Genomic DNA, 21,166 nt, shown 5'->3' on the forward strand with positions numbered 1-21,166 from the left:
CCGCGTGGAGAGCCGTCCTGCTTGACGCTGAAAGTGATAACCCCGGGCTGGACGCCAATTCCTCGCGAATGCAGGCGGTTCCCGTCCGCTCACAAGCTCGCGAAATGCCGAACCCCCCGTGGGTCGGTCAAAATCCCCCGGGTATGGTCACTTGAAACTCCCCCACCTGATGATCGCCGTCAGCGCCGCTGAACAGCAGTAGCCGGTCAGGCAGGACGTTTATGTTCGACCCCTTTAGCCAGCAAGGGGCCGGGGAGTTGAACGTCTTGAAGCGACATCTGCAAAGCACCGTACTTACATTACTTGATCGCAACACCAGCCAGCGCGAGATTCACCGGCTGACGGGTGTCGATCGCAAGACGATCCGGCGTTATCAGGCGCTGCGGGCCGGTGCGGAGGCAAATTCCCCCGGGGAAGTGACCACCGGCTCGGTGAGCGCGGACGGCCAAATTCCTCCACCCCGACCACCGGCTTTTGGGACATCGGAAGCGACGGTCACCAGCAGCCTGGCCCGTTCGGCTTGCGAAGCGCATCGGACGTGGATCGAAGAACAGGTCCGGCTGAAGCGGAACGCGCAGGCGATTTACCAGGACCTGGTTGATCAATTTGGCTTTCCGTCCAGCTACCAGAGTGTCAAGCGGTTTGTGCGCCGGTTGCGGCACGCTGATCCTGAGCAGTTTGATCGTCTTGAGTTCCTCCCCGGCGAGGAAGCTCAGGTCGACTATGGCGAGGGCGCGCCGACGGTTGATCCGAAGAGCGGGCGGTACCGTCGTCCCCGCCTGTTCGTGATGACGCTACGCTACTCGCGGCGCAGCTTCCGGCGGGTAGTCTGGAAGTCCAGCCAACAAGTCTGGGCGCAGCTCCACGAAGAGGCGTTCCGGTATTTTGGCGGGGTCCCCAGCTATGTCGTGCTCGACAACCTGAAGGAAGGCGTCCTCAAGCCGGATTTGTACGAGCCCCAGCTCAACCCGATTTACAGCGCGATGCTGGCTCATTACGCCGTGGTCGCCGATCCCGCGCGCGTGGCCGATCCAAATCGGAAAGGATGCGTCGAGAATGCGATTCAACATACCCAGGGCACTGCGCTGGCCGGACGGCGCTTCGAGACGCTGGAGGCGCAAAACGAGTTCTTGAGGCACTGGGAGGAGAACTGGGCTTCCAAACGCATCCACGGCAGCACGCGCCGTCAGGTCGAGGCGATGTTCCAGGAAGAGAAGCCGCACCTGCGGCCGCTGCCTGTCGCTCCCTTCCGCATCTTCACCGAAGTCGTCCGGACTGTCTGCGACGACACCACCGTACGCGTCGACAACAGCTATTACGCCGCGCGGCCCGCGCCGATCGGCAGCCAGGTCGTCGTGCGCATCTACACCACCACGATCGAGATCCGTGATCGCCACACCCGTGCGCTGCTGCGTGTTCATTCCCGGATGGCGCACCCCGGTTCTGTCGTCCTGCCGACCAGCGAACGGCCGTTCAACCCGTCGCGGCAAACCGCCGTGCTGCTGGCGAGCGCCGAGCGCATCGGACCGCAGACCAGGGCCTTGTGCCAGCAGGTGTTCGACACCGAAGGGCGCCCCGGACAGCGCGCGATGTGGGGCATTGTCGGGCTGGGCCGGAAGTATCCGGCGCGGCTGGTCGAGCAGGCCTGCGCGCACGCCATCGACAACCGCATCTACCGCTACAAGCACGTGCGTGCGACCGTCGAGCGGTTGTTCGAACAGGCGATCGAGCAGGTTGGAGTGACGCCACAGCCGGCATCGCCGCTCACCCAGGATCATCCGCTGATCCGTACCCCCGCGGAATACGGCGACCTCTTCAGCCGCGCTGTGCGGCGCGACGCCGACGACAATGGTCGGCAGGCCGAGGCTCACGACGATCACGCCACGGCAATCCGCGCTCGTGTCGCCTGCGCAACCCCGGCCAACTCCGGCGCCACGAGCGCTCCCGCTGCACCTTCTCACCTTAAACTGGAGACCTAGCCACATGATGACCATGCCGGAAATTGAGCGTTGCCTACGACAGCTGCGCCTGTCGGGTGTCCGCGACACGCTGCAGGCGCGCGTGCTCCAGGCGCAGGGTGCGGATTTCACGGATCGTGAGCATCGATTTCGCGCGATCGTGAGCACTGAATTCAGACGATCGTGAGCAGCCCGCTACGGCCGATGGGAGATAGAGTCAGTGTTCTGGTTGGCCGTCAAGGGTGATGGTTTTGGCGCTGCGTTTTCGCATGCTTTCTCCGGTGAGCTGGAGGCGGTGGGCGTTGTGGACGAGGCGATCGAGAATGGCGTCGGCGACCGTGGGGTCCCCAATGGCTCCATGCCAGGTGTCCACGGGGAGCTGACTTGTGACGATGGTGGATGCGCGGCCATGGCGGTCCTCGAGGATTTCGAGCAGATCGCGGCGTTCCGCGGCGGTGAGCACCGATAGTCCCCAATCATCCAAAATCAGAAGCTGAGCGCGGCCGAGGCTTTTGAGGAGCCGGGCGTAGCGTCCGTCTCCGCGCGCGAGCGCGAGCGCCTCGAACAGCCTTGGAACGCGATGATAGAGGACTGATCGGTTGTCGCGGCAGGCCTTGTGGCCGAGCGCGCAGGCTAACCAACTTTTGCCCAGGCCGGTTGCCCCGGTGACGAGCAAATTCTCGTGGCGATCGATCCAGCGACCTTCGACGAGTTTGGCGAAAACGGCGCGGTCGATGCCCCGCGGGGTGCGCAGATCGACGTCCTCGACGCAAGCAGTCTGGCGCAGTGCGGCGATCTTGAGGCGCGTGGTGAGCCGCCTGGTGTCGCGTTCGGCGGCTTCGCGGTCGACCAACAGGCCGATGCGATCTTCGAACGGCAGGGCTTCGAGATCGGGCGATCGGCGCTGCTCCTCGAAGGCCTTGGCCATTCCGGTCAGGCCAAGCTCGATCAGCCGTTCGTGGGTTGGGTGGTTAAGCATGCCGGGTCTCTCCTTGCTTCAGTGGAAGTAGTCGCGTCCGCGGATGTTGCCGTGGCGCAGGGGCTGGTGCTCGAAAGATTCGTCGAAGAACGTGCGATCGAGGCCGTTCTGGAGGATCGATCTAATCGAGGCGACGGAGCGCGCCTTGATGAGGATGCCCCTCTGGCAGGCTGCGTCGAGGCGTTCGGCGCCGTAGCTTTTGACGAGCGCCAGAATGCCAAGGCAGGTTCGAAAGCCTTGTTCTGGATGGGGGCGGGCGTCGATCACGGCCTGGAAAAACGCTGCTGTCGAAGGACCGATCCGCTCGCCGGCGGCGATCACCGCGGCGGGGGTCCATTTGCCGTAGCGGCGATGGGCGCTGGGCATGTGGTCGGCGATGGTGGTGTGTCCGCGTCGGTTGGGCGCGCGGGCATGGCTGGCGATCCGCTGGCCCTTGTGGAAGATCTCGACCGTCCGATCGTCGATACGGGCATCGACCAGCTCGCCAATCAGACGATACGGCGCGGAGTACCAATGGCCGTCGACCTCGACATGATAATCGGGAGCGAGGCGGCAGCGCTTCCAGCGTGCGAAGGCATAAGGCTGATCTGGCAGCGGGGTTAGCTTGGGTTTGTCGAGTTCGGCAAACAGTTCGGCGCGGCTTGAGCCGAAGCCACGCATTTGACGAGCATTGAGTTCGTCGACGAGTGTCTTGATGGCGGCGTTGAGCTCGGCCCGGGAAAAGAAGCGCTGATTGCGCAGCCGGGCCAGAATCCAGCGCTGGGCGATTTGCACCGCGACCTCGACCTTCGCCTTGTCTTTTGGGCGCCGCGGCCGTGCGGCGAGAATGGCCGTGCCGTAATGGCTCGCCATCTCGGCATAAGTGCGATTGAGGCCGGGATCGTAGCGGTCGGGGTTGCTGACGGCGGCTTTGAGGTTGTCGCAGACCACGAACGTCGGCGTTCCGCTCAAAAACGTGAACAAGTTGACGTGGGCCCGGATCCAGTCGGCCAAGCTCTCGCTGGGGCAGGCCTCGGCGTAGGTGTAGTTCGAAGCGCCCATCGCCGCGACGAACAGCTTCATCGGCTGCACTTCCCCGGTCAGGGGATCGACGATGTCGATGGTGTCGCCGGCGAAATCCACGAACACCTTCTCGCCGCCCAGATGAATCTGCCGCATCGAAGGTCGGACCCGCCCCTTCCAGGCCTCGTAGGTAGTGCAGAACCACGTGTACCCGAAACCGTCGGGATTAACGGCGCGATACTCCTCCCAGAGCAGGCGACGGGTTACGTTGCGCCGGCGGAGCTCTTTATCGATGTAGCTCCAGTCGGGCACCGGCCGCTGCGGGCTCTGAGACGCTGGTCGTGGGGCCGGGAAAAGCAAAAGCTCCAGGTCTTCATCGGTCATTCCCTCCGGAAGCGGCCAGCTCAACCCAGCAGAGCGGGCGCGGCTCAGGTAGCTGTGCACAACGCCGTTGCTGACGCCCACGCTCCGCGCGATGGCCCGCTCTGGCAGGCCTTGAAAATGTTTTAACCGAAGGACTTCCTTGATCCGGCGCATCGACAATCTCTGGGTAGGCATTGGACTTCCTCGTTAACCACGAGGTCATCCCTAAGCCGGTTGAGTTGTCGGCCGAAGCGCTGCAAGGCTCCGAAAGCCTTGCTCACGATCCCGCGAAATCGTTGCTCACGATCGTCTGAAATCTCTGCTCACGATCCCCTGAAATCCGCGCTCACGATCCCGCGAAACGCGCACGCAGGGCGCCAACCAGCCCTTCCTCGAGACCTTCTCCCTTATCCTGCAGGATGAACTGGACCGTCGTCAGTCCCGTCTTATCGAGCGGCGATACCAGCAATCCGGGCTCGACGAAAAGCTGACGCTCGCCGAGTTCGACTGGTCCTTCAATCCCAAACTGCCACGTCAGACCTGCTTCCAGCTCCACACCCTGGCGTTCATTGCCGCTGGCGAGAACGCTCTGCTTGTTGGCAAACCTGGCACCGGGAAGTCGCACATCGCCAAGGCGATTGCCTATCAGGCGATCCTGCAAAGCCACAAGGTCCAGTATCTTGAGACCGACGACTTCTTCCACCGCTACGCCCTGAACTCTCCGGCACAACGCGAGGTCCGGCTGCGAACCATCATCGACTGCGATCTCCTCGTGCTGGACGATCTATTCCTCGCACGCGCCATCCCCGACGCCGCCGGCACTTTGCTGCAGACCCTGATCCATCAGCGTTACAAACTGCGCCGCAGCGTCATCGTCACCTCCAATCGCGTCGTGCAGGATTGGGGGGCATACCTTGGGGACAACACTATGAGCACGACGATCCTCGATCGCCTTATGCATCATTGCCATCTGCTTGAGTTCGACGGACGCAGCTATCGGCTCAAAGAAGCCGCTGAAGCTCTTGCCCGGGAAACAAACTCAAACTAACAGTCCCTTGTCCTGCCTCGCGGGTGGAGGAATTTGACTGACCACACCCGGAGGAATTTGAAGTGACCCGCGGGGGCCGAACCACCCTGCCCCGCGCCATCGAACCCCATGCTAGGGTTGTGGGCTGCGACAATCCAACGCAAATTGCAGATCTTGCAACTTTAGTCTAAGCGCGCCCGTTTCCGCCATCGCCTCAAGTGTTTGGCTCTGGGCCGTTATGCACATCTCCCGAGGAGACCCTGCTCTGTGAAGAACATCAGCGCCACGCTCGCGATCGTCTGGCGAATCGCCGTCCCTTATTTCCGATCCGAGGACAAATGGGCCGGCCGCGGCCTGCTCGCCGCCGTGGTCGCGATGGAGCTGGCACTGGTCGCGATCGACGTGCTGGTGAACCAGTGGCAGAACCGGTTCTACAGCGCGCTCCAGAACAGCGACTGGGACATCTTCGTCAGGGAGATCTGGATCTTCGTCGCGCTCGCGTCCACCTATATCGCGCTGGCTGTCTACAAGCTTTACCTGAACCAGTGGCTCCAGATTCGCTGGCGGCAATGGCTCACCCGGCATTATCTCGGCGAATGGCTTCAGAACGCCACGCATTACCGCATGCAGCTCAAGGGCGACGCGGCCGACAACCCGGACCAGCGCATCACCGAGGACGTCAAGAATTTCGTCGAGCAGACCCTGAGCATTGGACTCGGCCTGCTCTCGTCGATCGTGACGCTGTTCTCTTTCGTCATCATCCTTTGGGGCCTTTCCAACGCCGCGCCGCTACGCCTGTTCGGCACCGACCTCATGATCCCCGGCTATCTGTGTTGGGGCGCGCTGATCTACGCGATCTTCGGCACCGCGCTGACGCACTGGATCGGCTCACCGCTGGTCAACCTCAATTTCGAGCAGCAGCGCTACGAGGCCGACTTCCGCTTCAACCTCGTCCGCGTCCGCGAAAATTCCGAGCAGATCGCGCTGCTCAGGGGTGAAGGCGCCGAGCGGGCGCGCCTGCTCGATCGCTTCGGCTTCGTGATCGCCAACTGGTACGCCATCATGAGCCGGACCAAACGCCTCACCGCGTTCACGGCCAGCTATCAGCAGGCCGCAGTGATCTTTCCCTACGTGCTGGTGGCGCCGGCCTTCTTCGCCAAGAAGATCCAGCTTGGCGACATGATGCAGACCGCATCCGCCTTCTCCAGCGTGCAGGGCGCGCTGTCGTTCTTCGTCACGGCCTACCGGTCTCTGGCGGAGTGGCGCTCGATCGTTGCGCGCCTCGATGGCTTTGAGATGTCCGTCGATTCAGCCGCGAACCTGCCGGCACATGAGCCTGCCATTGCGCTGGAGGTCGCCGGCGGCGGCCGCCATATCGACCTCGAACAGCTCTGCGTGAACCTGCCCAACGGCACGCCGCTGGTTGCCGCCAAGGCCTTCACCATCGAGACGTCGGAGCGCGTGTTGGTGACCGGACCGTCCGGCTCCGGCAAGTCCACGCTGTTTCGGGCCATCGCCGGCATTTGGCCGTTCGGTACCGGCACGGTTGTCATCCCCGAGAAGGCAAAGCTGATGATGCTGCCACAGCGACCCTATTTTCCGGTCGGCATGTTGCGCGATGCCGTTGTCTACCCGGCAGCCCCCGGCGCGTTCGACGCCGCGCAAGTCCGCGATGCACTGATCGCCGTCGGGCTGCCCGACCTTGCCGAGCGGCTGGAGGAGGACGGCCACTGGAATCGGACGCTCTCGCTCGGCGAGCAGCAGCGACTGGGGCTTGCGCGCGCGCTGTTGCATGTACCGGACTATCTGTTCCTGGACGAGGCCACGGCGTCGCTGGACGAACCCTCCGAGGCCCGGCTTTACCGCCTGCTGACGGAGAAGCTGCCGCACGCCACCATCGTCTCGATCGGCCACCGCTCGACGCTCGACGCCTTCCACACGCGCAAGGTGGCGCTGGTGAAGGACGGTGCGATTCACGTCCTCGGCGGCGAACGGGCGGCAGCGGAGCCGAGCGCGGCGCGTTGAGGCGCAAAGGGGCGCGGCGCCCGCCTCCTCTCGTGTCCCGGACAAGCCACACGCCCTTCAGCGTTGAGGCGCACAGCCGGGACCCAGGTGTCGTACTTCAGAAGGATGGCCCCGGCTCTGCAGCGCACCGCTGAACCGGACGATGCTTCGCATCGCCGGGGAAGCGCTGCGCTGCGTCCGGGGCACGAGAACGAGACGCGGTTCACATCCATAAATCGACACTGCAAACACAATCACGGAGTGCGAGGCGTCAGCGCCGGTCTTCAGCCCCACCCTTCGCACTCTCGCCCAGCGGTCGAGCATCCTTCTCACCAGCCCCAAAGCGAAAGGGCGGCGGGTTGCCCCGCCGCCCTCGTCAGTCGTCTCGGAAAGAAACTTACTTCAGGTTGGTCATCGCCGTCAGGTCGACAGAGAGCTTGGCGACGCCAGCAGCGCTACACCAGTTGGAGCCGAAAGCCGTGGCTGCGTTCGCACCACCATTGATCGGGGTGACGAAGCCGGGGCTCGAGTTGGTGGCGGAGAAGTCACTGGTGAAGGCGTTGCAGTCGCCCTTCGACAGATCGGTATCATAGTAGCGCAGATCGAGCGTGAACACCTTGTAGGTGAAGCCGACACCGACGTTCCAAGTGTTGTAGCTTGGCTCCTTGATACCGTTCGCGTAGACCGGATCGCCTGCGATGCCGTAGAAGATGTCGGACGTGCCGAGCCACTGGCGGCCGAACTCACCCGACACATACATGCCGACGCCACTGGCGCCGAAGGTCGTGCTCGGCGCAGTCCACTTGGCCGTGACCGAGGCGTAGTTGCCCCAGGCGCCGAGGTTCAGGAAGTTCGGCGAATAGTACTCGTTGAAGCCGACCGTCCACTGGTCGTTGATGGCGACGTTCAGTTTGGCATAGGCTTCGAAGAAGCTCGCGTCCTTCTTGGCGAAGTTGCCGTTGATCGGAAGGCCGATCGCGTCCTGGGAGTTATCCAGGGAGGTACCGCAATTGCCCTGCGCGAGGGTGCCCTGCGAACCGAAGCAGCTTCCGCCCGGATAGAGATAACCCCAGACACCGAAGTCGAAGGCGAACATGCCGAAGGTCGGGCGGATACCGCCGTAGATGTCGACTTCGGCCGCAGCGCGGTTCGGGAACGAGATGCTCGCAGCGGCCGTACCGATATAGAGCTGGAGGTCCTTGTTGACGTTGTAGCGCGGCTCGAAATAGGCCGTGACCGACGGGTTGTGGTTCGACTGGGTAATACCACGGAAGATGTAATCGTTCGTGATACCGGCGCCGAAAGCGACATCCCACGGATCGAAGGCCGGGGGCGGCGGGGCCTTCAGCGCTTTCACCCGCAAGTCCGCCGCGAAAGCCGAGCCCGTGACCATTGCCAGCGCCGTTGCCAACAAAACCGCTTTTTTCATTTCGATCCCCATCGCCAGTTCTTAGACCCCAGTCGGATCCCGGAAGCCCCCCGGGGTGCTCGACCTGATTGCAAATTACATCACTGCGACAATCTGGATTGGCGGATAGGAACCGTGAAGCAAAAAGCGCGGGCATCTGCCGACTTTTTAGGCGTTTTGACCAATTCACGAAAGGTTGTTGGCCTGTGTGGCTTCCCGATCACATTTTTCTCATTCCAAAGTGCACGGGAGGCCCGTGTAAGTCCGGGGTCTTCGGCTGGGTGACGCCCAGGCCACGAATCAGACAGGCGCGGCAAACGGCTGAGACTGAATCAGCTTGCGACGATGCAAAAAGGCCGCAGCGCCCGGCGCCGCGGCCTTCCTGATTGCAGATCGCTTCAAGCAGCCAAGGAGCGGCCCGGCTTACCCCTGCCCCTCTGCCGGCGCGGGTTCCGCAGAAGACGAAGGCATCGCCCAGCTTGTCTCGGAGGCAGGCTCGGGAGCCGGAGCTTCCACTGGTGCCGACGGCTTCGGAGCAGGAGCTGCCTTCGCCTTCTTCGGTGCCGCTTTCTTTGCGGGCTTCTTGGGTGCGGCCTTCTTGGCCGACTTCGCCGCAGCCTTCTTGGCGGCTTTCTTCGGGGCTGCCTTCTTGGCAGACTTCTTCGCAGCTTTCTTTGCAGTCTTCTTGGCAGACTTTCTTGCGGACTTCTTGGCTGCCTTCTTTGCGGTCTTCCTCGCTGCTACGGCCTTCTTCGCTTTCTTGGCCTTCTTGCTTTTCTTCTTCTTCGCTTTCGCCATCGTGGTCCTCCTGTTGCCGCCGAACAATGGTCGATCGGGCGTCGTTCTGCCGTCACCTTCGGACGAAAGCTCGAGCCCTTGAAAGCTCAAGCTTGTGCATTCGATGTCGGCCGCGACCCGCCCGTAGCCCAATCGAGAAGCTCAATCGTGTGTACGACCGGAACTGACGTGCCACTGGCAATCTGCACCATGCAGCCGATATTGCCCGCGGCAATCATGTCCGGCTTGACGCTTGCGATGTTGGCGACCTTGCGGTCGCGCAACCGGCCCGCAAGCTCGGGCTGGAGAATGTTGTAGGTCCCCGCCGAACCGCAACACAAATGACTCTCGGGCACATCTTTCACCACGAATCCATTCTTGGAAAGCAATTCTTTCGGAAGGCCCGTGATTTTCTGCCCGTGCTGCAACGAACACGCGGAGTGATAGGCGACGACGATGTCGTCCTGTCTCGCAGTCGTCGCGAGTTCGAGGCCGGCGACGTATTCGGTGATGTCCTTGGCGAGCGCCGATACCTTCGCCGCATCGGCCGCGAACGCGGAGTCCTCGCGCAGGAGATAGCCATAGTCCTTGATGACCGTGCCGCAGCCGGAGGTCGTCACCAGGATGGCGTCGAGCCCCTCGCCGGCCGCTTCCTTGCGCCACGCCGCGACGTTGGCGCGAGCTCGCGCCAGCGCATCCCGGTCGTTGCCAAGGTGATGGGTCAGCGCGCCGCAGCACTGCTCGTCCCGGACCAGGACCACCTCGATGCCATGGCGGGTGAGGAGACTGATGGCGGCCTGGTTGATGCGCGGCGCCAGCACCTGCTGGGCGCAGCCCTGGAGGAGCGCCACGCGTCCGCGCTTCTTGCCGAGCGCGGCGAATACGCTGCCCGCGGCAGGCCCGGCCGGCGGCAATCGGTTCGGGGCCAGCGCCAGCATCGCCTTGATGCGCTGGACCAATCCGGGCGTGGCCGAAGGCCGGGGCGTCGGCAGCAGGACGCTCAGCGGACGGGCCAGCTGCGCCAGCCACATGCTGATGCGGAAGCGCTGCGGGTCCGGCAGGACGAAGGCCAGCACCTGACGCAGCAGCCGCTCGGGCAGCGGCCGCTGATAGCGCTGCTCGATCCGGACCCGCGCCTGGTCGACGAGGTGCATGTAGTTCACGCCCGAGGGGCAGGTGGTCATGCAGGCAAGGCACGACAGGCAGCGGTCGATATGCTTGACCACTTCGGCCGTCGGCGCCTGGTCCTTCTCCAGCATCTCCTTGATCAGGTAGATGCGGCCGCGCGGGCTATCGAGTTCGTCCCCGAGCAGCACATAGGTCGGACAGGTTGCGGTGCAGAAGCCGCAATGGACGCAGGCACGCAGGATCTTGTCGGCTTCCGCGATGTCGGGGTCGGCGAGTTGCGCGAGCGAGAATTCGGTCTTCATGACGCAGCGCCCCGGCTTAGACGTCCGCGGTTGAGAATGGCCTTTGGATCGAAGCTGGCACGCACCCGCTCGCTGAGGGCGGCGATCCCGGGCGCCTGCGGCTGGAACACGTCGATCGTGCGCCTGACATCCTCGGCCGCCCGGATCAGCGTGGCGTGCCCACCGACCGCGTTCGTGCGCTCGCGCACGGCCGGGGCATGCGCGTCCGGCTTCGGTGGCACTGCCGCCCAGATCAGCCCGCCGCCCCAGTCGTAGATCACATCGCCCCCCGTCTCGCGTGCCAATTGCGTGCCGAGTGCCGCGCCCGAGGCCGGCGGACAGACGATCCGCCACACCGGCCAGGCGCCGAGCGCGCCGCTGGCCGCAAACGGCAGCACATCGCGGATCGCGGCCCACAGCGCCGCGGAGGCCGCGTCCTCGACCAGAGTCGCAGCTCCGAACGGCGCCAGCAATTCACACAGCGAGTTCGCGCGGTGGGCGGCGGAGGCCGTGATGCCCTCGAGCCGCAGCACGGTCAGAGCCTGGCCTTGGCCGGCAATGTCGCCAAGCCCCTCGACCTTGGCCCGGAGTTCCGATTTCGGCAGATGCGCGGCACCGGAGACGTCGAAGGGCGAACCGAGCGCCGCGGTCATGGCCTTGTTGGCGGCGGCATCATCCAGCCCGAGCAGCAGCAGCGTCCGCTCAGCCTCGGGCTTGGGCATCACCTTGAGCGTGACCTCCGTCATCACCGACAGCGTGCCCCAGGACCCCGCGAGCAGCTTGCAGAGGTCGTAGCCGGTGACGTTCTTCACCACCCTGCCGCCGGTCTTGAAGCTGTCGCCGAAGCCCGAGACGGCGTGCGCCCCCAGGAGATGGTCGCGCGCCCCGCCGGCCCTGATCCGCCGCGGTCCGGCGAGCCCGGCCGCGATCATGCCGCCGATGGTGCCGCGCGGGGGCGTGCCGAGCAGCGGCGCGGTGTCCATCGGCTCGAAGGCGAATTGCTGGTTCTTGGCATCGATCAGGGACAGCACGTCGCCCACCGGCGCGCCGGCCTGGAGGGTGATGATGAGTTCGTTCGGCTCGTAGGAGGTGACGGCATTCAGCGCCGAGAGATCGAGCACAGCGTTGGTGGCCATGGCGTGGCCGATGCTGCGCTTGCTGCCATGACCGATGATCTCGAGCGGCTGCTCATTGGCAATCGCCGCGCGCACCACCTGTTCAACGTCTTTGGCGTCTCTGACCTTGAGCGTATCCACGGGAACAGGCGGTAGCGAAATTTGCGCAGGAAATCAATTCGACGCGCGACGAAGCGCAGTGCCGCCCTGCGACATCCGCACTACGATCGTCATCGAACCATTGCCGCCCCGAGCTTTGCTACCGATTGGAGATATCTCGTCGCAAAGGAGCTCCATCATGAACGAACAGGCAATGAACCAACGCGCCGTCCATCAGGCCGTCGGCGGCGGACTTCTCGTCGTGGCGCAATGGGAAGCCAAGGCCGAGGAGGCCGATCGGGTCGCCGAGATCCTGCGCGGCTTCCTCCCGCAGGCGCAGGGCGAGCCAGGCGTCAAGCTGTTCCTGATCAGCCGCGCCAAGGACAATCCGGCGCAGTTCCTTTTCTACGAGCTGTTCCGCGACGAAGCCGCCTTCAAGGCGCACCAGGAGAGCGCGCATTTCAAGACCTACATCGCGGGACAGGCGCTGCCGCTCCTGGCGAGACGGGAGCGGGCGCAATACGGATTGCTGTGAGCGCGCAATCGCACATGCGAGTGATTCCGCCTGCGGCCATCCTTCGAGACGCCCGCCCTTGGTGGGCCCTCAGCATGAACCACCTGTCAGACGTCATCTGAGGTGGTTCATGGAGAGGGACCGCGAAGCGGTCGTCTCGAAGGACGAGGCGCGCGCTCAGGTCTTTCAAGAACGCCCTATGCGATTGCCCTGCCACATGGGGAGAGGGGAAACGATCGCCGACCTCACGTTTCACAGCGCACTTCTAGCCCGTCCTATTCGTGAGAGTGCGGCTTTTGGGCCCGATTGATGCGGCCGCACATCTTGTCTGACGAGGCGCACAGGATTGCCTTCGGCTTTTCGCCGCCTGACGACCGGTACTTTGCAACGCGCTTGAGGGATGGGTTGGGCGAACGGGGGCGGACGCCCCGCCGGTCAAGGACCGAGCGGCAGCAGCGCGCCGGGCAAGCCGCAGATCAGGTCGGCTTCGGGACATGCCGCGGCAAACGCAAGGCGAATGCGGCTCGTGGTCTCGACGACACGGGCGGCGATTTTCAAGAGCCGAAGACGCAGCGTCGCGAACTCGGCAGCGGCCAATTCCCGGGCTTTGGGAATGGCGTCGCGCACGGTCAGCATCAGCCAATAAGCGGCCGTATGGAGCACGAGACGGACCTGGTTGGCGAGCGCCGAACGGCAGCTGGTGCGATCGGAGGCGAGCTGCGTCTTATGCAGCTTGATCAGATTCTCGGCTTGGCCGCGCGCGCAATACAGGCTGTCGTAGATCCACTCGGCCGAGCCGACATCGAGGCTGGTGACGACGAAGCGGATGTCGAGGCCGAGCATCGTCGCCTCAATACGGGCGACAGTGCGCCGTTCGCGATCCCAGGACTTTGCCTTGTGGCGCGTCTCGGTATAGCCACGCAGAACCGGCAGGTTCTCGATGGCGCGTCGCGTGCGGATGTCGTCGGCGACCTCGTCGACTTTTCTGGCGAGAGGCTTGGTGCCGGACAGACCGAAGATGTAGTCGATGCCGTTGGTCTCGCACCACGCCATTGCCTCCGGCCGGGCATAGTGCCCGTCGCCACGGAACGTAATTTGCGTGTTGTGCCATCGCGTCCGGATATGCCGTACCAGGCGGCGCAGATGGGCACGCACCTCGACGCCGCCCGGCGTCTTGCCGGGCCGCAGCACGACGGCCACGGGCCGGCTCTTCTCCGTGTCGTAGACGTGGATCGGCAGGAAGCAGCGTTCGTCATAATGAGCGTTGAACAGCGAGAGCTGCTGATGGCCGTGGACGACGTCGCAGGTATCATCGATGTCGAGCGTGACGGATGCCGGCTCGCGCGGGTAGCTATCCATCCATGCGTCGACCAAAGTGTAGGTCAGCCGGATCACGTCGCGCAGGCGCGGAGCATTCTCCAGCCGCGACAGCGTCGGCTGGGAACACAAATCCCGGCCCGTGTCCGGTAGGCGACCGCAGGCCAGTTTGAATGCCGGATCGGACCTCAGATGATCGAGGTCGTCGGCGTCCTCGTAGCCGCAGCAGATCGCGAACATGCGAGCGCGGAACATATCGACCAGGCTGTGCACGACCCGCGTCGGATCGCGCCGATCCGGGAACACCCGGGCCAGATTGTTGGCCAAACCGAGACGCCGCTCGGCCATCGCCAGAAGCATCACGCCCCCGTTCGAGGTTAGGCGCCCACCATCGAAGGCAGCTGTGACTTTCTTGGCGTGAACGGCTGGAAACGAGAAGGGCGGAATCGTATCGTCGGTCATGGCGGGCGTGGCGTTCGCGGTTGGAGGTGATGGGGTTGGCTTCGCAACCGAATCCTACGCCGCATCAGCGCTTTACCCCTCAGGCGCACTCTTACGAATAAGACGGGTTAAGTTGAAGAAAGATTGAGTGACTCCCGATCATTTCTGTGCCGAAACGTGGAGTCGCGGTCGTGCCGCGTCCAAAGAAACCGGCGCGAGCGGCCTATTAGACGCGGTAGGTGCTCAGCCTCCGAAACGAGACTATCAAGCATGAAGAGATCGAGCGCGAGGCAGAGGTTTTATTTGTGTTGAATTCTTGCTTCTCGATAGTGGTCTGAAATCGTATCATCGGTCATGGCGGGCGTGGCGTTCGCGGTTGAAGGTGATGGGGTGGCTTCGCAACCGAATCCTACGCCGCATCAGCGCTTTACACCACGCTCGCCAGCCTCTCAGGCGCCCTCTCGCGAATAAGACGGGCTAGAACCGCGGAATGTCCGGAAACGCCAGCTTGCCCGCATGGACATGCATGCGGCCGAGCTCGGCGCAGCGGTGCAGGGTCGGAAACACCTTTCCGGGATTGAGCAGGCCCTGCGCATCGAAGGCGCATTTCAGCCGCTGTTGCTGGTTGAGGTCGATCTCGGAGAACATCTCCGGCATCAGGTCGCGCTTCTCGATGCCGACGCCGTGCTCGCCGGTGAGCACGCCGCCGAACTCGACGCAGGCGCGCAGGATGTCGGCGCCGAACGCTTCGGCGCGCTCGATCTCGCCGGGCTTGTTGGCATCGTAGAGAATCAAGGGGTGCAGGTTGCCGTCGCCGGCGTGGAACACGTTGGCGCAGCCGAGCTGGTATTTTTCCGAGAGCTCGCGGATGCGGGCGAGCGCCTTCGGCAGCGCGCCGCGCGGGATCGTGCCGTCCATGCAGAGATAGTCCGGCGAGATGCGGCCCACCGCCGGAAACGCGGCCTTGCGGCCGGCCCAGAACAGGTTGCGCTCGGCCTCCGAGGTCGAGATCTGGCACGTGGTCGAGCCGCAGGCATTGGCGATCGTCTCGACCCGCGTGATCAGCTCGTCGACCTCGATCTTGGGACCGTCGAGCTCGATGATTAGAAGCGCCTCGACGTCGAGGGGATAGCCGGCATGGACGAAGGCCTCGGCGGCGTGGATCGCCGGCTTGTCCATCATCTCCATGCCGCCCGGAATGATGCCGGCACCGATGATGCGCGCCACGCATTCGCCGGCCGCCTCGACCTCTGCAAAGCCGACCATCAGAGCGCGCGCCGTCTCCGGCTTCTGCAGGATGCGCACCGTGATCTCGGTGATGACGCCGAGCAGGCCTTCCGACCCGGTGATGACGCCCATCAGATCGTAGCCCGCGTTCTCCGCCGACTTGCCGCCGATGCGCAATATCTCGCCGCTCATCAGCACGATCTCGCAACCGAGCACGTTGTTGGTGGTCATGCCGTATTTCAGGCAATGAACCCCGCCCGAATTCTCGGCGACATTGCCGCCGATCGAGCAGGCGATCTGCGAGGACGGATCGGGCGCATAGTAGAAGCCGGCATGCGCGACCGCCTGGCTGATCGCAAGGTTGGTGACGCCGGGCTCGGTGACGACGACGCGGTTGTCGAAATCGATCTCGCGAATGCGCTTGAACTTGCCGAGCCCCAGCAGCACGCCGTCTTCGAGCGGCAGCGCGCCGCCGGACAGCGAAGTGCCGGAGCCGCGCGGCACCACCTTGATGCCTTGCGCAGCACAATATTTCAGGACGAGCGAGACCTGCTCGGTCGTATCGGGCAGCACCACGACCATCGGCGGCTGGCGGTAGGCGGTCAGCCCGTCGGATTCATACGCGCGCATCTCGGCTGCGCTGTCGATCACGCCCTCACCGGGGACGATTGCGCGCAACGCAGCAATGATCTCCGCGCGGCGTGCGAGCACCGCCTGGTCGCTCGCAGGCATCATGATGGTCATGACATATCCTTCCGGCTCATCGCCCACGATGAAATTTGTCGCGGCAAATCAATCACGTCCGCGCCTGTTTGGATAGGCCATCCGAAAGTCGGATCGACGATGTTCCGCGAGTTCGCTCTGGGACAAGTAGGAAATCGTGAAACCTGTCATGGTTTGATGGCTTGTCCAAGCCGAACAGGCCTGCCAAAAGCGGCGGGCCGGCGATTGTCGATCAGGCAAGAGACTGACCAGACCCACCAGGGAAGAGACGAAGAGCACCCGATGACAAAACTGACTTTTGGCGCACTGACGATCCTCACCGTGATTGCCACCGCACCTGCCGCGATGGCGCAGGATGTCGCGGCCGGCAAGACGTCGTTCAACAAATGCCTGGCCTGCCACGCGATCGGCGAAGGCGCCAAGAACAAGGTCGGCCCCGAGCTCAACGGCCTCAACGGCCGCAAGTCGGGAACCGCGCCGGACTACAATTACTCGGACGCGAACAAGAATTCCGGCATCACCTGGGATGAAGCCACGTTCAAGGAATATATCAAGGACCCCAAGGCCAAGATTCCCGGCACCAAGATGGCGTTCGCCGGCATCAAGAACGAGACCGAGATCAACAATCTCTGGGCCTTCCTCGCCCAATACGACAAGGACGGGAAGATCAAGCAGTAGGCGCGCAAGGGGCGGCCGCTAGAGCTGACGCGTCTTCTTCACGCGAACTGTATCCACTTCGCTCAAGAGCGCCTTAATCGGCGGCCGCCTGCGCCGGAACGATCCTGCCGATCATCGTCTCGATCTCCGCCTTCACGAGATCCGGCACGGCGTTCTGCACCATGTGGCCGAGGTCGGGCAACACGATCAGCTTCGCATTGGGCACCGCGGCGGCGAACGGGCGCGCGTGGATGCTGGTTTTCACCGTCTTGTCGGGCTCACCGGCGACGATCGTGACCGGCGCCTTTATCTCGCCATAGCGTGCGACTTGCGCGGCGACCGACTCTTTCAGCGTCACCAGATCATAGGCATTGGCGATGAACTCGCGTGGACGCAGCAATAGCGGCGTCGCGGAGTCCTTGACGAAGCCATCCGGCATGGTTTGCGGCAGGAAGACGTTGCGCGCGCCGGATTCAGCGAGGACATAGCCCAGCGGCAGCGTGATCGTGTAGGCGAGCAGCGGGCCGATCACGGGCATTGCGATGATCTCGTTGTAGCGCCCGACACCGCCGCGCCAGGGATGAGTGACGGGCGCAAGCATGACGAGACCGGCAACGCGGTGCGGATGATCGAGCGCGATCCGCGCGCCGAGGGCGCCGCTCCAGGAATGCACCACGAAGACCGCGCGATCGATCCCGAGCTTATGAAGCGCCTCATCGATCATCCGCGCCTGGATTTGCGGCGTCGAATCCTGCCGCCGCCCGCGTGTGCTCCAGCCATGGCCGGGTCGATCGATCAGAATCACGCGGCGGTTCCCGGCGAGGATGTCGCCGAGCGGCCGCCGCATCGCTTCGAGATTGGAGCTCGCGCCGTGCAGCATCACGATCGGAAGACCCGAATCGCGGGGACCGATATCGACGACGTGAAGCCTCGCGCCGTCGACCTCGACCATCCGGCCCTGAGGGGGGAAAGGCGCGTTGCACGGCGACGATTCCCGCCTGTGTGACCAGCGCCAGCAGAACCAGCGTAAGCGACGTTCGCGTCCCACTCGCAAAGGTTTGGCGTGGGGATTGCAGTCTGTTGATCAACGTGTTTGCAAATCGTTGGCGGGGGGTATGGAGGCGGCAACGACGGAGAATTACGAGGTGCGGCCGAACGACCAGGGCAGGAGCTCGTCGATCCGGGACTGCGGGTGACCGGTTGCGATCGCTTTGAGCGTCGCTTTCATCCAGACGTAGGGCTCCACGCTGTTGATTTTGCAGGTGGCGATGAGCGAAGCTATGCGCGCCCATGAACGACCACCTTCGTCGTGACCAGCAAATAAACTATTTTTACGCGTCAGAGTCAGCGGCCTGATTTGATTTTCGACGGGATTGGTGTCCATCTCAACGCAACCATCGTCGAGAAACAAGGTGAGGCCATCCCAATGGTTCAGGAGATAGGCGATCGCCTTGCCCATCTCGCTGCCCGGCGACAGGCGAGCGGCTTGCTCGCGCAGAAACCTCTCGAGTTCAGCGACGAGCGGCCGTGATCGCTCGTTACGGGTCGTTTGCCGAGCCGGGGCGTCGGCGCCACGGATCTCCTTCTCGATCGCATAGAGTGCGGCGATGCGCGCGAGAACGGCTTCGGCGATGGGTGAGCCGGCTTTCGGAGTCGCTGCGATGATCTTGCGCCTTGAGTGGGACCAACATGCGGCCAGCCGCAGCGGCACGCCGCCTTTGCGCTTGGGCCGTGCGAGCCGATGATAGCCCTGGTATCCGTCGACCTGAAGGATGCCGTCGAAGCCCTCGAGGATGCGCTCAGCATGGTCACCACCGCGTCCTGGCGCGTAGTGGTAGACCACGATTGGTGGATCAGCGCCGCCGTGGCCGCGATCGTCGCGCAGGACAGCCCACAGATAGCCGGTCTTCGTTCGGCCCCGGCCCGGATCGAGCACAGGCGCCCTGGTCTCGTCTATGAACAAGCGGCCCGATTGCTTCATCACGACGCTCATGCGCTCGACCAGCGGCGCGAGGTGGAAGGCGACCGTTCCCATCCAGTCTGCCAGAACGGCGCGATCGATGAAGATGCCATGCCGAGCCAGAACCTGCGACTGACGATAGAGTGGCATGTGCTCGCTGAACTTGGCGACCGCCACCTGCGCCAGCAGCGCCTCGGTGGGGATGCCACCCTCCACGAGATGGGCGGGCGCCGGCGCCTGAGCAACACCGGTGCAGCCCTTTGCGCAGGCGTAGCGCGGTCGCACCGTCTCGATCACACGATACTGGGCGGCCATGACATCGAGACGGCGGAGAGCGATCCTCGCCGATCTGGACCATCCGGCCGCAGCCGCAGGGACACTCGAGGTTCTCGGGTTCGATCACCTGCTCGATGCGCGGCAGGTGCGCGGGAAAGGCACGGGCAGCGCGCCTGGTCCGGCGGCTGGACGGCGCCGTGCCGGCGCGGCGCGCACGATCGTCCTGGCGTTCCTGGACTTCGGCGATGGCAAGAGGGTGTCAGTAACTCGGTGTAAGATGGTTTCTGTGAGTTTACCTTTGACAGGAGACTCACATGGCTACGGATTTTTCACCTGAGATTTTGGACCAGCTTCTTGCCGGGGGCAGCCTCAAGCCAGAAGACTTAGCCGGCGAAGACGGGCTTTTCAGACGACTGAAGAAGGCGCTTCTGGAGCGCGCACTGGGTGCGGAGCTGACCCACCACCTTGGCTATGAGAAGGGCGACCCGGCGGGCCGCGGGTCGGGCAACAGCCGCAACGGCACAAGCAGCAAAGCGCTGTTGACGGACGACGGCGAGATCGAGATCGAGGTGCCGCGCGACCGCGCCGGCACGTTCGAACCGGTGATCGTCGCGAAGGGCCAGACCCGCTTCGACGGCTTCGACGAGAAGATCATCAGTCTCTACGGGCGGGGCATGACGGTACGGGAGATCCAGGGCCATCTGGCCGAGCTCTACGGCACCGAGGTGTCCCCCGATCTGATCAGCAAGGTCACCGACGCGATTCTCGACGAGGTCCGCGAATGGCAGAGCCGGCCGCTGGAAGCGATCTATCCGGTGGTCTTCTTCGACGCGCTCAGGGTCAAGATTCGCGATGAGGGGATGGTCAAGAACAAGGCAGTCTACGTCGTGCTGGGCATCACTGCATCGGGCGAGAAAGACGTGCTCGGGCTTTGGATCGAGCAAACCGAAGGCGCCAAATTCTGGCTCAAGGTCATGAACGATCTGAGGAACCGCGGCGTCGCCGACATCCTGATCGCCGTCGTCGACGGTCTGAAGGGCTTTCCCGAGGCGATCAACAGCGTCTTTCCCAAGGCGATGGTCCAGACCTGCATCGTGCATTTGATCCGCAACAGCCTATCCTTCGTGTCCTGGAAGGATCGCAAGGCGATCCTTCCCTCGATCAAGGCGATCTATCATGCCGAGAATGCCGACGCCGCTCTGCTCAGGCTCGAGGACTTCGAAGCCGAGTGGGGCAAGCGCTATCCCGCGATCGGGGCGGCCTGGCGCCGGGCGTGGGAGCACGTCATTCCGTTCTTCGCCTTCGCGCCGGAGATACGCAAAATGATCTATACCACCAACGCGGTCGAGGCGCTGAACCGTTCGCTGCGCAAGATCATCAAAACACGCGGCAGCTTCCCCAACGACGAGGCGGCGATGAAGCTGCTTTACCTCGCCATCAGAAATGCCGGCATCCATTGGCGACGACCGGTTGCATGGACGGCCGCAATGGGCCAGTTTGCCATCCAGTTCGGCGAGCGCTTTGCAGGCTCAGCGGACTGACCCCATGGGGTCAGTCCGCTGACCCCGCAAACCCCTCACAGAGACGCTCTTACACAAAACTTCTGACACTCCCCGATGGCAATCTCGATGTCCTCGAGAACCAGTTGCATCTGATCGGGATTGAACTTCTCCGAGCGTTTACCGAAACGTGCGCGCTCGTACTCCTTCACGAGCAGTTCGAGGCGTTCGACGCTCTCTTTGGACGCAGCCAGTTCACTCTCGACATGAAGGCGCGCCGAGCATTCATCGTCTGCGCGACGACGCTCGGCTTCAATCATCGCTTCCTGCGCGCGGAAGAGCGCGCGCAAATCGGCGGGCAACGCTGCAAGACGGGCGGGATCAATGGGGGACGGCGGCACATCCGCAAGC

General features: G+C 63.6%; 14 protein-coding genes and 4 pseudogenes. 7 read left to right on the forward strand and 11 right to left on the reverse strand.

Annotated features, from left to right (window positions below):
- Positions 1–221: 221 nt before the first annotated feature.
- The gene (gene istA / locus ABIF91_RS11080; protein ID WP_100214066.1) at positions 222–1,979 is read left to right on the forward strand and encodes an IS21-like element IS1631 family transposase; all 1,758 of its coding nucleotides are present in this window, start codon (positions 222–224) and stop codon (positions 1,977–1,979) included.
- 4 nt (positions 1,980–1,983) lie between these two features.
- Positions 1,984–2,085: pseudogene (locus ABIF91_RS11085) on the forward strand (ATP-binding protein); the annotation flags it as partial.
- Positions 2,086–2,175: 90 nt separating this feature from the next.
- Here ABIF91_RS11085 and istB (ABIF91_RS11090) read toward each other — a convergent pair.
- Both istB (ABIF91_RS11090) and istA (ABIF91_RS11095) read right to left on the reverse strand, forming a co-directional pair.
- Positions 2,176–2,937 (reverse strand): IS21-like element ISFK1 family helper ATPase IstB, encoded by a 762-nt coding sequence (gene istB / locus ABIF91_RS11090; RefSeq protein ID WP_011090937.1) that lies wholly within the window; start codon positions 2,935–2,937, stop codon positions 2,176–2,178.
- An 18-nt stretch (positions 2,938–2,955) separates the two neighbouring features.
- Positions 2,956–4,497, reverse strand: a complete 1,542-nt coding sequence (gene istA / locus ABIF91_RS11095; RefSeq protein WP_424578820.1) for an IS21-like element ISFK1 family transposase — start codon at positions 4,495–4,497, stop codon at positions 2,956–2,958.
- Positions 4,498–4,666: 169 nt separating this feature from the next.
- On the opposite strand from istA (ABIF91_RS11095), the pseudogene istB (ABIF91_RS11100) reads away from it, so the two are divergent.
- Together istB (ABIF91_RS11100) and ABIF91_RS11105 are read left to right on the forward strand one after the other, a co-directional pair.
- A pseudogene (istB, locus tag ABIF91_RS11100) lies at positions 4,667–5,350 on the forward strand (IS21-like element IS1631 family helper ATPase IstB); the annotation flags it as partial.
- Positions 5,351–5,596: 246 nt separating this feature from the next.
- Positions 5,597–7,354 carry an ABC transporter ATP-binding protein/permease gene (locus tag ABIF91_RS11105; protein ID WP_028181870.1) on the forward strand — a complete coding sequence of 586 codons (1,758 nt, stop codon included), beginning with the start codon at positions 5,597–5,599 and terminating at the stop codon, positions 7,352–7,354.
- A gap of 376 nt (positions 7,355–7,730) precedes the next feature.
- Here ABIF91_RS11105 and ABIF91_RS11110 read toward each other — a convergent pair whose 3' ends face one another.
- The 4 genes from ABIF91_RS11110 to ABIF91_RS11125 all read right to left on the reverse strand — a co-directional run bounded on the left by ABIF91_RS11110 (position 7,731) and on the right by ABIF91_RS11125 (position 12,183).
- Positions 7,731–8,762 carry a TorF family putative porin gene (locus ABIF91_RS11110; RefSeq protein ID WP_028181869.1) on the reverse strand — a complete coding sequence of 344 codons (1,032 nt, stop codon included), beginning with the start codon at positions 8,760–8,762 and terminating at the stop codon, positions 7,731–7,733.
- Between the two features lie 402 nt (positions 8,763–9,164).
- Positions 9,165–9,539, reverse strand: a complete 375-nt coding sequence (locus tag ABIF91_RS11115) for a hypothetical protein (RefSeq protein WP_051394020.1) — start codon at positions 9,537–9,539, stop codon at positions 9,165–9,167.
- Between the two features lie 86 nt (positions 9,540–9,625).
- Entirely contained in the window at positions 9,626–10,948 is a 1,323-nt protein-coding gene (gene glcF, locus ABIF91_RS11120; protein ID WP_028181868.1) for a glycolate oxidase subunit GlcF, read from the reverse strand.
- Positions 10,945–12,183: an FAD-binding protein gene (locus ABIF91_RS11125; RefSeq protein ID WP_028181867.1), complete on the reverse strand. Its 1,239-nt coding sequence runs from the start codon at positions 12,181–12,183 to the stop codon at positions 10,945–10,947. The genes glcF and ABIF91_RS11125 overlap by 4 nt, the downstream gene beginning before the upstream one ends.
- Before the next feature lie 157 nt (positions 12,184–12,340).
- Between ABIF91_RS11125 and ABIF91_RS11130 the strand changes: the two genes are divergently transcribed.
- A complete protein-coding gene (locus ABIF91_RS11130) occupies positions 12,341–12,676 on the forward strand; it encodes a putative quinol monooxygenase (protein ID WP_028181866.1) in 336 nt (111 codons plus the stop codon).
- 414 nt (positions 12,677–13,090) lie between these two features.
- On the opposite strand, the gene ABIF91_RS11135 is transcribed toward ABIF91_RS11130, so the two are convergent.
- A complete protein-coding gene (locus ABIF91_RS11135; RefSeq protein ID WP_208086440.1) occupies positions 13,091–14,434 on the reverse strand; it encodes an IS1380-like element ISBdi2 family transposase in 1,344 nt (447 codons plus the stop codon).
- Between the two features lie 456 nt (positions 14,435–14,890).
- A complete protein-coding gene (locus ABIF91_RS11140) occupies positions 14,891–16,384 on the reverse strand; it encodes an FAD-linked oxidase C-terminal domain-containing protein (RefSeq protein ID WP_035673981.1) in 1,494 nt (497 codons plus the stop codon).
- 261 nt (positions 16,385–16,645) lie between these two features.
- Between ABIF91_RS11140 and cycA the strand changes: the two genes are divergently transcribed.
- Positions 16,646–17,041, forward strand: coding sequence for a cytochrome c-550 CycA (gene cycA, locus ABIF91_RS11145; protein ID WP_028182288.1), 396 nt, complete (start codon positions 16,646–16,648; stop codon positions 17,039–17,041).
- Positions 17,042–17,114: 73 nt separating this feature from the next.
- Here cycA and ABIF91_RS11150 read toward each other — a convergent pair.
- Positions 17,115–18,045 (reverse strand): annotated as a pseudogene (locus tag ABIF91_RS11150) (alpha/beta fold hydrolase).
- A gap of 113 nt (positions 18,046–18,158) precedes the next feature.
- Positions 18,159–19,506: pseudogene (gene tnpC, locus ABIF91_RS11155) on the reverse strand (IS66 family transposase); the annotation flags it as partial.
- Between the two features lie 64 nt (positions 19,507–19,570).
- On the opposite strand from tnpC, the gene ABIF91_RS11160 reads away from it, so the two are divergent.
- Positions 19,571–20,797, forward strand: a complete 1,227-nt coding sequence (locus ABIF91_RS11160) for an IS256 family transposase (protein WP_038960272.1) — start codon at positions 19,571–19,573, stop codon at positions 20,795–20,797.
- Between the two features lie 35 nt (positions 20,798–20,832).
- Here ABIF91_RS11160 and ABIF91_RS11165 read toward each other — a convergent pair whose 3' ends face one another.
- Positions 20,833–21,156, reverse strand: a complete 324-nt coding sequence (locus tag ABIF91_RS11165) for a transposase domain-containing protein (RefSeq protein WP_424579152.1) — start codon at positions 21,154–21,156, stop codon at positions 20,833–20,835.
- Positions 21,157–21,166: the final 10 nt, after the last annotated feature.

Source organism: Bradyrhizobium sp. USDA 241 (assembly GCF_049739505.1).
Classification (GTDB): domain Bacteria; phylum Pseudomonadota; class Alphaproteobacteria; order Rhizobiales; family Xanthobacteraceae; genus Bradyrhizobium; species Bradyrhizobium liaoningense.

What these genes read in the sequence shown, in the direction of transcription:
- ABIF91_RS11130 (WP_028181866.1), top strand. Translation starts at nt 12,341, where the DNA reads ATGAACGAACAGGCAATGAACCAACGCGCCGTCCATCAGGCCGTCGGC.
- ABIF91_RS11135 (WP_208086440.1), bottom strand. Translation starts at nt 14,434, where the DNA reads ATGACCGACGATACGATTCCGCCCTTCTCGTTTCCAGCCGTTCACGCC.
- glcF (WP_028181868.1), bottom strand. Translation starts at nt 10,948, where the DNA reads ATGAAGACCGAATTCTCGCTCGCGCAACTCGCCGACCCCGACATCGCG.
- ABIF91_RS11115 (WP_051394020.1), bottom strand. Translation starts at nt 9,539, where the DNA reads ATGGCGAAAGCGAAGAAGAAGAAAAGCAAGAAGGCCAAGAAAGCGAAG.
- istA (WP_100214066.1), top strand. Translation starts at nt 222, where the DNA reads ATGTTCGACCCCTTTAGCCAGCAAGGGGCCGGGGAGTTGAACGTCTTG.
- ABIF91_RS11160 (WP_038960272.1), top strand. Translation starts at nt 19,571, where the DNA reads ATGGCTACGGATTTTTCACCTGAGATTTTGGACCAGCTTCTTGCCGGG.
- ABIF91_RS11140 (WP_035673981.1), bottom strand. Translation starts at nt 16,384, where the DNA reads ATGACCATCATGATGCCTGCGAGCGACCAGGCGGTGCTCGCACGCCGC.
- istA (WP_424578820.1), bottom strand. Translation starts at nt 4,497, where the DNA reads ATGCCTACCCAGAGATTGTCGATGCGCCGGATCAAGGAAGTCCTTCGG.
- cycA (WP_028182288.1), top strand. Translation starts at nt 16,646, where the DNA reads ATGACAAAACTGACTTTTGGCGCACTGACGATCCTCACCGTGATTGCC.
- istB (WP_011090937.1), bottom strand. Translation starts at nt 2,937, where the DNA reads ATGCTTAACCACCCAACCCACGAACGGCTGATCGAGCTTGGCCTGACC.
- ABIF91_RS11110 (WP_028181869.1), bottom strand. Translation starts at nt 8,762, where the DNA reads ATGAAAAAAGCGGTTTTGTTGGCAACGGCGCTGGCAATGGTCACGGGC.